12 protein-coding genes and 1 pseudogene are annotated in these 12,513 nt (G+C 53.2%); 8 read left to right on the forward strand and 5 right to left on the reverse strand.

What is annotated here, in order from left to right; all coding sequences use genetic code 11:
* Nucleotide 1 precedes the first annotated feature (1 nt).
* The 3 genes from msrB to istA all read right to left on the reverse strand — a co-directional run bounded on the left by msrB (nt 2) and on the right by istA (nt 3,261).
* A complete protein-coding gene (gene msrB, locus P5704_006840; GenBank protein ID WOF80189.1) occupies nt 2–445 on the reverse strand; it encodes a peptide-methionine (R)-S-oxide reductase MsrB in 444 nt (147 codons plus the stop codon).
* A gap of 520 nt (nt 446–965) precedes the next feature.
* Nucleotides 966–1,769, reverse strand: coding sequence for an IS21-like element ISPst3 family helper ATPase IstB (gene istB, locus P5704_006845; protein WOF80190.1), 804 nt, complete (start codon nt 1,767–1,769; stop codon nt 966–968).
* Nucleotides 1,762–3,261 carry an IS21 family transposase gene (istA, locus tag P5704_006850; protein ID WOF81184.1) on the reverse strand — a complete coding sequence of 500 codons (1,500 nt, stop codon included), beginning with the start codon at nt 3,259–3,261 and terminating at the stop codon, nt 1,762–1,764. Before istA ends, istB begins: the two co-directional genes overlap by 8 nt.
* Nucleotides 3,262–3,373: 112 nt before the next feature.
* Between istA and P5704_006855 the strand changes: the two are divergent.
* A pseudogene (locus P5704_006855) lies at nt 3,374–3,739 on the forward strand (integrase).
* A gap of 144 nt (nt 3,740–3,883) precedes the next feature.
* Here the strand turns inward: P5704_006855 and P5704_006860 are convergent.
* Complete coding sequence (locus P5704_006860) at nt 3,884–4,447, reverse strand: chlorite dismutase family protein (protein WOF80191.1); 564 nt, start codon at nt 4,445–4,447, stop codon at nt 3,884–3,886.
* 23 nt (nt 4,448–4,470) lie between these two features.
* Entirely contained in the window at nt 4,471–4,788 is a 318-nt protein-coding gene (locus P5704_006865; protein WOF80192.1) for a cupin domain-containing protein, read from the reverse strand.
* Between the two features lie 119 nt (nt 4,789–4,907).
* Between P5704_006865 and P5704_006870 the strand changes: the two genes are divergently transcribed.
* From P5704_006870 to P5704_006900, 7 genes are all read left to right on the forward strand, one after another.
* A complete protein-coding gene (locus tag P5704_006870; protein WOF80193.1) occupies nt 4,908–5,399 on the forward strand; it encodes a hypothetical protein in 492 nt (163 codons plus the stop codon).
* A gap of 113 nt (nt 5,400–5,512) precedes the next feature.
* Entirely contained in the window at nt 5,513–6,115 is a 603-nt protein-coding gene (locus P5704_006875; GenBank protein WOF80194.1) for a site-specific integrase, read from the forward strand.
* On the forward strand, nt 6,112–7,002 hold the full coding sequence (locus P5704_006880; protein ID WOF80195.1) for a hypothetical protein: 891 nt from the start codon (nt 6,112–6,114) through the stop codon (nt 7,000–7,002). The genes P5704_006875 and P5704_006880 overlap by 4 nt, the downstream gene beginning before the upstream one ends.
* 214 nt (nt 7,003–7,216) lie before the next feature.
* On the forward strand, nt 7,217–7,783 hold the full coding sequence (locus tag P5704_006885) for a hypothetical protein (protein ID WOF80196.1): 567 nt from the start codon (nt 7,217–7,219) through the stop codon (nt 7,781–7,783).
* Nucleotides 7,780–9,843 carry an integrase gene (locus P5704_006890; protein ID WOF80197.1) on the forward strand — a complete coding sequence of 688 codons (2,064 nt, stop codon included), beginning with the start codon at nt 7,780–7,782 and terminating at the stop codon, nt 9,841–9,843. Before P5704_006885 ends, P5704_006890 begins: the two co-directional genes overlap by 4 nt.
* On the forward strand, nt 9,836–10,276 hold the full coding sequence (locus tag P5704_006895) for a hypothetical protein (protein WOF80198.1): 441 nt from the start codon (nt 9,836–9,838) through the stop codon (nt 10,274–10,276). Before P5704_006890 ends, P5704_006895 begins: the two co-directional genes overlap by 8 nt.
* A gap of 284 nt (nt 10,277–10,560) precedes the next feature.
* Nucleotides 10,561–12,513, forward strand: coding sequence for an ABC-three component system protein (locus tag P5704_006900; protein WOF80199.1), 1,953 nt, complete (start codon nt 10,561–10,563; stop codon nt 12,511–12,513).

Raw genomic sequence — 12,513 nt, forward strand, 5'->3', positions numbered from 1 at the left:
GTTAAGCCTCCTCTACTTGATCGAGATATTCACCGTATCCCTCGGACTCCATCTCGTCGCGCGGGATGAAGCGAAGGGACGCTGAGTTGATGCAGTACCGCAGACCGCCGCGGTCGGAAGGACCATCGGGGAACACATGGCCGAGATGACTGTCTGCGTGTACTGACCTGACCTCCGTCCGGACCATGCCGTGTGCGCTGTCCCGCACCTCGTTCACGTTTGCCGAAACGATCGGCTTGGTGAAGCTGGGCCAGCCAGTACCCGAATCGAACTTGTCCGTCGAAGCGAACAGTGGCTCTCCCGACACTATGTCGACGTAGATGCCAGGCTCCTTGTTGTCGTTGTACTCGCCCGTGAAGGGCCTTTCGGTGCCCGCCTCCTGGGTAATTCGGTGTTGCTCGGGAGTCAGGTGGTCGATTGCTGTCTGTGACTTTTCAAACTTCATTACAGTCTCCAATACTTATCTAGAGGGCCAGGCACGCTACCGCTAATTTTTTATGTCTCCTGATTTGCTCCTACAATGGTAGTGGGATGGCAAACGAGGTTTTACTAAGTGTTGGAAAATTAGAGATTTAAATTTCGCGTCTATTAATTCTAGCGCAACTGAGTGGTTAAGCAAGTACGTAATCAGTAAATATTAAAAAAATAACACAAAAGCACGATTATATAATACAGTGTCAGTGTTTTATGATAATCAACAACGCCTGTTTAGATGCTGGTAGATGCGAATTTTTTGGCGTACAGTCAAAATTTTCTGATGGTTGCTTAGTGTGTTGGCGCTGATGGAAAATTGACCCACCCTGCCGATTGAAATTTGACCCAGGGCGGATTGCTGATTTTGTTACCAGCAACTGTGGATAAGTCTACCAGCGCAGCTGCTGTTGCCCCCACTCCTTCGCTAGCCCAGTTCAGTTGTTTAAGACCTGCCACACGCAGCCATGTAGCAGGCCGTCGTCGCCATGAAATCAGAACGGCTCATCGTCCTCCGGTTCCTGGCCGCCCTTACGCTTTCGCTCCCGTGATTTGATCTTGGCCTGGGCCGCCAAGCTACTGTGTTGCAGGCGATAGGACTCGTTACCGGTTTCGACGATGTGGCAGTGGTGGGTCAGCCGATCCAGCAGGGCGGTGGTCATCTTGGCGTCGCCGAACACGCTCGACCATTCGGCGAAGCTCAGGTTGGTGGTGATCACCACGCTGGTGTGTTCGTACAGCTTGGACAGCAGGTGAAACAGCAACGCACCGCCAGCCTGGCTGAACGGCAGATAACCCAGTTCGTCGAGGATGACCAGATCCATGCGCAGCAGTGCCTGGGCGATCCGCCCGGCTTTGCCGTCGTGTTTTTCGCGCTCCAGCAGATTGACCAGATCGACCGTGGAGTAGAAGCGCACGCGCTTACCGTGCCGGGTGATGCCGGACACGGCCAGCGCGGTGGCTAGGTGGGTTTTACCGGTGCCTGGCCCACCGATCAGCACCACGTTCTGCGCGGTGTCGGTAAAGGCCAGGCTGGCCAGCTCGCTGATCAGGCGTGCGTCGGCGCTAGAGGCGTTGAAATCGAAGCTGGCCAGATCGCGGTGCATCGGCAGCTTGGCCATGTTCATCTGGTGGCTCACCGAGCGCATGGCGCGATCTGTGTGCTCTTGTTCCAGCAGGTGTTCGAGCAGCCACTTGGATGAGGCTGTGTTCGACTCACCCTGTGCAGTTAACTCCGCCCAGGCCGTGGCCATGCCGTGCAGGCGCAGTTCCTTGAGTTCCGCCATCAAATCACGCATGACCGATCTCCTTGGTCTGGCCACGCAGGCGGTCGTAGCGCGCCGTGTTGGCGACGGGGGCTTCCTTGAGCGACAAGTGGGTTTCGACGCTGGGCGGCGGTTCGGATGCTGTCAGCCGTGCCACGACATTGAGGATGTGTTCGGCGCTCAGGCTGCCGCTCTCCAGTACCAGCTCAACGGCTACCAGCACGGCATCGAGTCCGGCGACCGGTACGGCAGCCAGGACTTGCGCCATGATCCGGTCACCGCCGGCATGACGCCCCAGACCGTGCTTAAGCTGACGCAGCGGCGCTGGCAGATCAGTAAAGGGCGCTCCGTTGCGCAGCGCGCCGGGCTTGCGCTCAATCAGCGGGATGTAGTGCTGCCAGTCGTAGCTGACCTGTTCGCGATCCAGCAAGCGCGCATGGCTGGCAATCAGCGCATCATCGGCCACCACCTCGATGCGGGTCGGATACAAACGGCTGCTGACCCACTTACCCGCGTACTCACACGGCACCGAGTAACGGTTGCGCCCGACACTGACCAGGCAGGTGCTGGAGACCCGCGCAGGCCGCTCGACGTAACCGTCGAAGGCCGCGGGCATAGGCATCAGTTCGGCGCGCTCCAACTCCAGTACCTCGGCCACACTGAGCCCGCTGTATTGAGGGTGCGTCAGCTCGTTCCAAAGCGCGCGGCAGCGCTGGCCCAGCCAGGCATTGAGTTCCTCGAAGGAGTGAAACTGGCAGTCCTGGGCGTCTAGCCAGATACGCCTGCGGCTGTCTTGCACGTTCTTTTCAACGATGCCCTTTTCCCAACCAGCGGCGACGTTGCAGAAGTCCGGATCGAACAGGTAATGCGCGCACATCACCGCAAAGCGCGCATTCACCGCCCGGCCTTTGCCCTTATTGACCTTGTCGACGGCGGTCTTCATGTTGTCGTAGATGCCCCGGCGCGGCACGCCGCCCAAGGAGCCGAACGAGCGTGTATGGGCGTCAAATAACATCTCATGGCCCTGGCTCGGATACGCCACAAGCCAGAACGCACGGCTGGCACACAGCTTCAGATGTGCCACCTGCATACGCCGGTAAATGCCGCCGACCAGCAAGCCTTCCTCGCTCCAGTCAAACTGAAACGCCTCGCCAAGAGCAAAGGTCAGCGGCACAAAGGCCTGCGACGCCTTGCCCTGTCCCCCTCGCCAGGCACGGATAAACGCGGTGAGCTGGCTGTAGCCACCGTCATAACCTTCGGCTTTGATTTGCGCCAACAGCGCCTTGGCACTGCGCCGCTGTTGCTTGGGCCGCAGCGAATCGGCTTTTAGCGCCTGCTCCAGCGTGGCGTGAAAAGGGCTGAGTTTGTTGAAGATCGCGCGGCGTTGGTAGACCGGCGGCTTGGCCTCAGGTGCTCTGACCCACTTGCGAATCGTGTTGCGCGCCAACCCGGTGCGCTTGGCTATCTCATGCAGCGACAGCTTGTCGCGGAAATACATCCGGCGAATTTTGCCCATCATTTCCATACTGATCACCCTGTGTTCTCCTGCTCAAAAATTGAGCAGAAGCAGTTGAACACCTGGGTCAGTTTTCAGTCGGCAGAACAGCCTCTACTGGGTCAGTTTTCGGTCAGCAGCAACACATATGGTCTCCGTTTTGATCGATCATGACGTAATTGTTCGCCATTCAGATGCCCCCTACACCTTCTATGACTTGGGCGACTCGTATTGTTCAAATCCCTTCTGGAGCAGCTGCCCACATCGCATGGCCTGTGCGGGGTGTGACTTCAACTTGCCGAAAGCCAGCGCAAGGGCCCAAGCATTGGAAAGCAAATCGTCTATCGGACGGTACTTGGAGGCCGTGCCTTTAACTCCCGACGAGCGAGCCATTGCCGAGGGCGACTTGGAAAAGCTGGAGAGCCTCATTCGAAAGCTGGACAATGTGCCGGCTCTAGACGGCAGGATGCCGAGGAGATCGATGAGAGAAAGAGGAGGCTATAAGTAGAAAAGTTCTTAAGCGACTAGTGGCTCGCTAGACATACCTGTCGCGTTACTCCTAAGTTATGCGACACACTAGATTTTTCGGGGTTTTGCTGGGCTGCGGGTGTCGCAGGAGTGTGCCGCACGTAGATCGAAGTTAAACCTGATGCTAGGCCGGCTCATGCACTAGCCGGATGTCGATTTCTCTGTCGACATACTGCCACTCCACCGAGGCTCGGAGTTCGGCCAGAAGCCTGTTAAAGGCCGTCTCATCAGACGGGGAATATTCGAACCAAGTCAAGAAGTCGAAGGGTTCGTTCTCGCCCAGGTCCCGACAATGGTGGAGGCGGCGGGCCACAGCAGGGAGATATTGGAGCCCGATGTGAATGTGACGGGACTGTTCCTCAAAAATCTTCCGGCGTTCGTCTTGAGACAGTCCCCACCATGAGGGGTTTTTCCGGATAGGGATCAGGGCGGCGCAGGTAGCCTCTGCTCGACCCAAGCTTGGCTGCTTCGCCACGAGACGATCCTTCTCTTCACGCACGACATAGCGCTCGTTACTCGTTATCCCGCGAAGGAGCCATTTGGTGCCCGGAGGCTGCGGCGAAACAGAGCCAGCGGCTACGTTGAGCCGTGGGATTCCAGGGAGAGGGGCTCCTGCCACGGCATTCATCGCAACAACGCGCCAAACCCCCGTTTCTCCACCAGCGAACGTAAATACTCGTGTATTCATCAGGTTCCTCTCAGGCCTTTCGCCTATTTCTCAGATAACGCAAAACCTGCACTGCCCGGCGCAACCACGGAGACAAATATGAAAGGTCCTGGACCAGAGTTCACGGCACCATGTACTTGCCCAGGTTTTGCAATGGCAATATCTCCAGCTTTAAGATGAATTTCTACGCCGTTGCCTTGATAATACTTGGCCTCACCTGAGATAACCGTCCAAGTATCTTGGCCGTGAGGATGGACATGGGCAGCTATTTCCTGCCTAGGGTAGGCGTGCCAAACTACAACGACAGAATCGTTGGTCTCCAGAACTACCACCCTGTCAGTATTCGATTTGTAAATCGTCATAGCGCACTTGCCCCAAAGTAGTCACAAACACTGGCATCCAGCTCAAAATTGCTCGCGATGCCCAACGCAAAGATGTAAACCAAAAATCGTCTTCCACTCAACTGCGCAAAAATGTAAACATGCCCTACACAATCAAAACCTTCATGACAAGGTCCGGCGAGCGGTTTTCCCAGCTTTACGACACAGAGACGCCAGGCCTCCCTTTATTCTACCCGACAGCCTTTGTCGCTCGCTTCCTCCGCTCAGCCACTCACGAGACGCAGAAAGTCTATCTGGCCGTGATCAAGCGCATCTGCGAATGGGAATTTACCAAACAGGTGGACCTCGCCAACTGTTTCCATAGAAGTAAGTTTCTCACCTGTGCCCAGATTGATGACCTTGCTAACCATCTAAGAGCCAGCAAGCTCGGAGGAAAAGGCGAAGTCATCGGAAGCCCGAAGTACAACACCTATGTCGCCTATGCAACAGAGTATCTTCGCTGGCTTGCCCAAGAGGTTATTACGGACTGGAACACAGTAAACGTAAGAGCATCAATCGAAGCTCAAAGCGATATGCTCTTAAAAAGAAAATCCGAAAAAGCGGTTCAAAATCCTCGCAAAACCGTCGTGTAGTTACCAAAAGCCTGACCACTGCCTCCAGCGGCAAATTATTGAGCCTGTTCGAGCAACCATTCGAAGGCATAACGCGCACTCAAGATCTAGGATCCAGGATACGGAATATCGTAATGCTCCGTATTCTCTACGAAACTGGCATGCGCGTCGGCGAGCTACTAGGCCTCAAGCTAAAAAACTTTAGCAATGCAACTGGCGAGGATAGTGCCACCTTAGAGATCACCCGCAATCACCATGATGAATTCGATTCAAGACTGAACCAGCCAGTTGCTAAAACACTCGGCCGTACGCTTCCAATATCGGAAAGCCTCGAGGCACAACTTGATGAATACTGCAACAACTGGCGAGCTGAAGTCGAAGGTGTCGGTTTCTCTGACGAAGACTTCATTTTTGTAATCCATCGAGCCGGGCGAACCCTAGGCCAAGCACTCCCTAAAAGTTCTTTCGACTCCGGACTTTCTAACCTCAAAAAATCCTTTCCGGCACTAACACCGATTCACCCGCACCTTTTACGCCACGATTGGAACTATCGATTCTCAATGAAAGTAGATGCGATCGGCATGTCATTTGAAGAAGAACGACAATTAAGAGAGTATTTAATGGGCTGGGCCCCCGGCTCAGCCATGTCAAACCGCTACAACTATCGACATGTGCAAGAAAAATCGCTCGAAGTCGGCTTATCCATTGCATCTGACTCAGCGAGGGGCCTACAGTGAATAGCACGCCAACACATGCAAACATCTCAACAGAGCTTGACATCGATCTACAACGCACGGATCGCCCTGAGCCTCATGGAGATTTGTTTTATTGGGATAATGACACTTTAGTTAGAACAGGTCAAAAACGGATCGACATGACCCATGGCCTGTCGCGATTACTCTCATCAATCAAGACCTCCTTCAAACTTCACCTAATCTCCTTCAGCAAACAGGGAACTTATTCAGCCACCTCCTGCACGACTTTCTTCATGAACTTCAGGGCAGCATTGAACTCCAACCCTCCTGAAGAATTCAACGCAGGCTGGATAGCGCATTCCATTGCCAGACCGGGATTCCATGGCGCGAAAAGAGTCGCCATCGAATTTTTCCTGCACTGGAAGGAGCGTTACGATTCAGCCATTAAGATAGACGCATTGCACTTGCTGCAAGAAACAGCTGCTCGCCCTAACGGCCCACGTAACGTGCTCTCAGACGACCCTGAGAAGAGCTGGCTAACCGAGGATGAATACGAGTCCTTGTTGATGTCCACTTGGAACAACTACGACACAGGAGTCTCTGACACCCAAGTAACACTAATTAAAATCTTGTCTATGCAATACGCGCGAAGGCCAAATCAAATCGCGCTACTAAAAGCTGGCGATATAAGGGGCTTTGATGAATCAAAAGAAATCGGACTAACGGGCCGAATCATCGATTTCCCAGGAATCAAAGACCAAGCAGCCGAGACTGGCTTTCGAGACAGCAAATTCGAACCACACCCACTGGCAGATCACGTATGGGGGCTTTGCCAAATTCAGCGCCAAGAAGTCAGAGAACTTTATGAGCATACTCTCGGCCTCTCTCACGGACGACCAACTAAATCTACTACCTTTCTTCTGCAGTGAAGAACGCATTAAAGAAGCCCGCAGCCTGATTGAAACCCACCTCAAACTAGAGCTTCTTGACAGCCTAGACTCTCCTCATTTCCATCTTGAACGGCATTCAATTACTGAGATATTAAGATGGAAGAGAAACACCCCGTCCTGCGCATATGGCGCAGCTAAGGGTCAGTACTCTAAATGCCCGAAGGCACCAATCAGCCCCCGCACCAGTCGGGTAATGATTATTAATGCGACCCGAATGCGTCATACACGAGCACGTCAACTTGCGCGAAAGGGCGTACCAAAAAATTTGCTTTCGCACTGGCTGGGCCACACAACAGAAAGAGCACTCGAAGCCTATTATAACGACCCAGCGGAACAGGCCCGTGTCATAGACGAGGCCATGGGTCCGGCCTTGGCACCGCTAGCAATGGCTTTTGCTGGAGCTTTGATCGATTCAGATGAGCAGGCCACAAGAGCCACCGATCCGACTAGCAAACTCGAGTTCTCACGCCCTGGAGAGCTACTTAGCGTCGGACGCTGTGGCAAGCACAGCTTCTGCGCTACGACCTCGGTTCCTATACCCTGCTACCGCTGCAAGCATTTCGAACCTCTCGTACATGCGCCACACCATGAAGTACTAGATGCTCTGCTACAGAGGCAGTCTGAGGAGAATCAAGCGTTAAGAATTGGCGGGCAGCGAAATCTACTTATTCCCATTGATCTCTCTGCCGACATTCTTGCAGTAAAAAATTGCATTACCCGCTGCAACAACCGAATTGTCGAACTGGGGCTAACTCAATGACCCAGATTATCCAATTTATTCCAAAGCACGAAATATCAGCCAATCAGAACCTAGACGACTTCATCAATTTTGCTCATAACGAATTAACGCTTTGGTCCGACCTGCGCGGCTTTACTTGGACAGCTGATAGGTGGCAAACAACGCACACGGGCATCCGTTTTATAAACTTTGAAAATAAAGACCTACCACCCAAGTCCCGAAGCCAGCCAATCCATTTGATGCATCCATCCTTTATCGAATTCGCCAAGGCATTTCTCCGATACAAACACACCCTGCACCCAACCAAGGGAATAAGCAGAGACATCGCTGCATTACGACTGATCGAATTTTCGTTGCGCCAAAACATGGCAACACCCGACATCACTAAATTTGACCAGCGGCATTGGGAAATAATCGTCTGCACTTTGGAGTCAAGCACTATACGGCAATCGCTCTGCAACATAGTGCTTTCCATTCTAAAATCGTTATCAGATCTCTTCATAATACAGGTCGACCCGCGTTTTTGGAGGCACCCTTACCTAGGTGCGCGCAGTTACGATTACTTAAATGGTTCTCAAGCACCTGCTGAAGTAAAGGCTCAGAAAGCTCCTGATCAGGATGCGCTACTTGCGATTGCAGAGGTATTCTCACGTGGCGCCTATGAAGTGCAGATTGATAATGACGTTATGGTCACTTGCATTACCGCTTTACTACTAAGTGCACCCATGCGTATAGGTGAGACCCTGCGCTTTCGCATTGATTGCTTGCGAGACGATCACGACAAAAACGGGGAGATTCAATACTATTTAGTCTACTGGGTCCCAAAGACCAAAGAGTTTGCACGCAAACCAATTCCGAAAACACTAATAAATATCACTACAGACGCAATAAATCGGCTAGTAAAAATCACTGACGAAGGCCGCTCCTTGGCCCGTTACATGGAAACCAACCCATCGAGATTCTACCGCCACGCCAATTGCCCTAATGTTCAAGACAACGAGCCACTCTCGGTAAAGCAAGTAATGCAGGCTCTAGGTTTTACCGATCGAACCTGCTGCCAATCCCTTATCCATAGACTAACCGGTAGTTGGTCATTGTCCGGATTTACTCTAGACTCGCTTTGGAAACTTATACTAATAGAGCACAAAGCCACCAACCCATATTTCCCCTACCAGGAGCCACACCAGGGATCTACCAATCCTCCATTGAAAATGTCTGAGTCACTGCTATGCCTTCGTCGCAACCAATTGCGCTTGCGGAGCACTGCAAGTCCCGTTCTGTTAGCGCCATTTGATCCTAGTTTTTATGGGAAGCGCCTGGACACTGGAAACGCCGCGGCCGAGTCCATTAACTTTTTCGCCTATCACGGATACAAGGCATTTAAGTTAAAGTCACACAGCATTCGCCACCTAATTAATAGACTCGCTCGCAGCAGCGGCATTTCATTGGATCTGATCACGGAGTGGAGCAGTCGCGCCACCAGTCGGCAGACGCGCACATATTTGAATGATGACCCGCTCACGTTCGTCGCCAAAGGAGCAGACATACTAGGTACGGTCCAGAAAAATGAGCCACTTCAACCGGTTACTGAAGAACATGCAGAAAAATATGGCCATGGTCCATTCCATCGCAGCCGCTACGGTATTTGTCGTCGTAGCTGGCGAGCTGGCCCTTGCAACAAATTCGCAGACTGTCTTAATTGCTCTGAGCTATTGATGTGTAAAGGAGATAGGCTGGCCACTGATACGATTCAACATGATCTAGATAGCCTTAGACAGACGTACGATGCCGCACAGCAGGCGATATCAGATGGAGAAAGGTCGGCGTCGCGCTGGACGCTTGTTACGGCCGCACAAATTAAGCAAATCACTAATTTGCTTTCAATTTTGAATGATATATCGATCCCGGATGGGAGTCCCATCGAAATAGAGGGCAGGGACTTCAGCCATGAACAGACAATTGTTTCCGAAAAAGCCGAAGCAGCCGCGATCAGGCTGCCTGACAAACAAATGCTTGGAATAACTTATGGCGATGACCTTCTAGCTTGCCTAGAACTTCTCCGGAGCACCGACAATGCCTAAGATCATCTCTGACAAGAATGAAAGGCAGATCGCGCAACTTGTTAGAAACTGGCCGACTGATCATTCACTGAACTGGAACAGCATCTGCCTTGGTGCTCAAGAAATTTTAGGCTGGGGAGCCCCACCAACTCGTCAAGCACTCAATAAAAAACTGCTGATTAAAAGCGCCTACAAAGCAAAGAAAGGTCAACTCAAGTCCGTCGAAACAAAACTCGATGGGATGTCGAAACCAAGAAGCACACTAGATGCGATGAAAAAAATTTCCCGACTTCAAGCTGAGAATGACGCTCTGAAGGCACAACTTTCCACAATGGCTGAACTCGCCAACCGACTTATCTATAACGCATCTATAGCAGGACTTTCACGAGAGAGACTCATGACCCCGCTCCCTACAGTCCATGAGCCAAAGAAAAAGCTCAAGCCCAGAAAATAGCCTGCATGCCTCACCAGTCCGACCAGCCAAGCTAGTTCTTGACTGCTCGCAATTGGCCGATAGCTGCGTGTCACTAGCGTCCGCCACCGGCCAAAAGCAGCCTGTCGTAACAAGCCTGAACCAGCAGCTTTCTTACAGACTGCTCGCCGGCTGGACTCTAAAGCCAGCTGCCACTGAATACGGGGAGACGGCGGGAGCCCTGTTTCTTCGGCCAAACCGTCTCGCTAGTATGTGGACACCTGCCACTGGTGCCTTGGGTGCCGAAATGTTTGAAGGGATTCAGAATGATCCGAAGGTTCCGGCTTGAGCAAAAAGGCCGCTACGAGAAGCTGGTAATAGCTCAACGTTTGTCGGACATGGTGGACAACTACCTGGATGGGCGCCCTGCACCGTTGCTGATCGGTGCCGAACAAGGTGGTATCGGCGAATGGGATGACGTGGTCATCTACCATGCGGATGAGCATTATGAGCACTTCCAGATCAAGCGGCAGACGACCCCCTTCAGCGATAAGCACATCGATAAAGCCGACTACATAAAGTCCTATAAACCCAAGGCCGGCAACAAGGCAGCAGCAAGTGCAACGCCAGTTGTCCCGTCCGATAGCGCCATCGACTCTGAGCTCGATAAGGCCATGAAGAGCTTGTCTGCCTGGAGTCTCACACCCCAGTCCAAGCAGCCGCCAGTCCGCGCTTTTTCACTCATCCTGCTCGGCCTGGAAGTTGTCATCAAGGGCAAGCCAAGTGACTCCATCACCGCCAATCACCTGCACGAGTTTTGTCGACTCTGCAAGCAGGACGGTCTTGATCTGGCTGCCCTATCTAGCCGCCCCGATACCCCAACGCAAAACGTCTATAAATGGTTGACGACCTGGTGTGGCTTTACCGACTGGGATCATGTTCGACAAACCATGCGGACACTTACGATCCATGCCGTAGGGAGCGAAGAGAACCTTGAAGAGCGTGCGTGCGAGTCGTTAGGACGGCACTTTAATGATTCGCGGGCAACCCTTGAGAAGCTAGTGGGGTACATTTCTACAAGTACCACGGATGTTAACGCCATCAGCTGTCATGCGATGGCTAACCATCTCAAAGACGCACGCCGGTCAGATGCTGTGACTTGGACGCAATACCTCATGAGGCCGCAGGCTGGATCCAGTTGGATGGTCGCCGGTACCCACAGCTTGAATGGTACGACGAGCTTGCCAGCGGCCCATGCTGCCGCGGAAGTTGTCGGTCACCACTGGACAGCGGGCGGTAACAACAGAAGGCTGCGGTTGCACGCTACCTATTGCCCGCCTACGCCAAATACCGTGGCCCTCCACTCGGCCATCCTTCGGCTGGCCCTGCACTTGAAGAGCGGGAGCCATTGCCTGCTTCTGGGTGAGCCGCTTTGGCGCCAAGGCGCTGGGAACGAGTTGGGTAGAACGCTTGGGATCAGCGAGAGTGATCTTGATGAGCTTCCTTGGATAGACAATTCAGAGGCGCTGTCCTGCGCGTCGGGTCGCGAAATCTCGTCGATCCTGGAGGCGCGAGATGAATCTTCAGCACTTCACCGGGCAATGAACAATCTTGTGTGGGAGCAGCTACAAGCCCGCATCACGGCCAGGTTGAACTCGGTATCCGACATGCCATTACTGGCAGCATTGGAACCGAAGTGGCGCTCTTGGGCCGCTGAGCTAACAGCCGACGCCGCTGCGCGTGAGTCACTGTTAGAACAACTCATGTACCCCAAAACAGAAGGCTTAGACGGGAAACACGCGCTGCGCGTCGGGCCTCGTACTGCAGACCTGCTGGAAACCGCCATTCTGATGCTGCTTCTGGTTTGCGTCGCAATCGGTAACGACGATGGCAATTGGCGCGAAATCCCTGACGTTGGGGATGTTCTCAGCATTGCATTGCAGAACTGGTCAGGCGCTTCAGGCGATCACAGTGGCGCCAGGCCTGTTGCCGATGACCTGATGGCCATTTTGGGGCCTTCGCCAGCGTCGGTAGTCATTCTCGCGGGAGTCGAAGGGTCTCCCACGAGCCTACTCGAGTCCGGTATGGCTGATGATTTTGAGACCAGTAACAGCATGGCGGCTGAGCGCCAGCCCAGATTGCTGGTGACACGATTTGGGGTGCTCAAGCACTTGCGTAACGGGACACTCGCCCAGCTAAAGCAGCAATTCCAACGTCATTGGGATGCTTGGCGCGACGCGCGTGAAGCAGCAATCGAAGCTTATAGGGAAGGACACTAA

The organism is Pseudomonas sp. FeN3W, assembly GCA_030263805.2.
Classification (GTDB): Bacteria; Pseudomonadota; Gammaproteobacteria; order Pseudomonadales; family Pseudomonadaceae; genus Stutzerimonas; species Stutzerimonas stutzeri_G.

Excerpts from the sequence above, each read along its gene's own strand:
- msrB (WOF80189.1), bottom strand. The coding sequence starts at position 445 with ATGAAGTTTGAAAAGTCACAGACAGCAATCGACCACCTGACTCCCGAG.
- istB (WOF80190.1), bottom strand. The coding sequence starts at position 1,769 with ATGCGTGATTTGATGGCGGAACTCAAGGAACTGCGCCTGCACGGCATG.
- istA (WOF81184.1), bottom strand. The coding sequence starts at position 3,261 with ATGGAAATGATGGGCAAAATTCGCCGGATGTATTTCCGCGACAAGCTG.
- P5704_006860 (WOF80191.1), bottom strand. The coding sequence starts at position 4,447 with ATGAATACACGAGTATTTACGTTCGCTGGTGGAGAAACGGGGGTTTGG.
- P5704_006865 (WOF80192.1), bottom strand. The coding sequence starts at position 4,788 with ATGACGATTTACAAATCGAATACTGACAGGGTGGTAGTTCTGGAGACC.
- P5704_006870 (WOF80193.1), top strand. The coding sequence starts at position 4,908 with ATGCCCTACACAATCAAAACCTTCATGACAAGGTCCGGCGAGCGGTTT.
- P5704_006875 (WOF80194.1), top strand. The coding sequence starts at position 5,513 with ATGCTCCGTATTCTCTACGAAACTGGCATGCGCGTCGGCGAGCTACTA.
- P5704_006885 (WOF80196.1), top strand. The coding sequence starts at position 7,217 with ATGATTATTAATGCGACCCGAATGCGTCATACACGAGCACGTCAACTT.
- P5704_006890 (WOF80197.1), top strand. The coding sequence starts at position 7,780 with ATGACCCAGATTATCCAATTTATTCCAAAGCACGAAATATCAGCCAAT.
- P5704_006895 (WOF80198.1), top strand. The coding sequence starts at position 9,836 with ATGCCTAAGATCATCTCTGACAAGAATGAAAGGCAGATCGCGCAACTT.
- P5704_006900 (WOF80199.1), top strand. The coding sequence starts at position 10,561 with ATGATCCGAAGGTTCCGGCTTGAGCAAAAAGGCCGCTACGAGAAGCTG.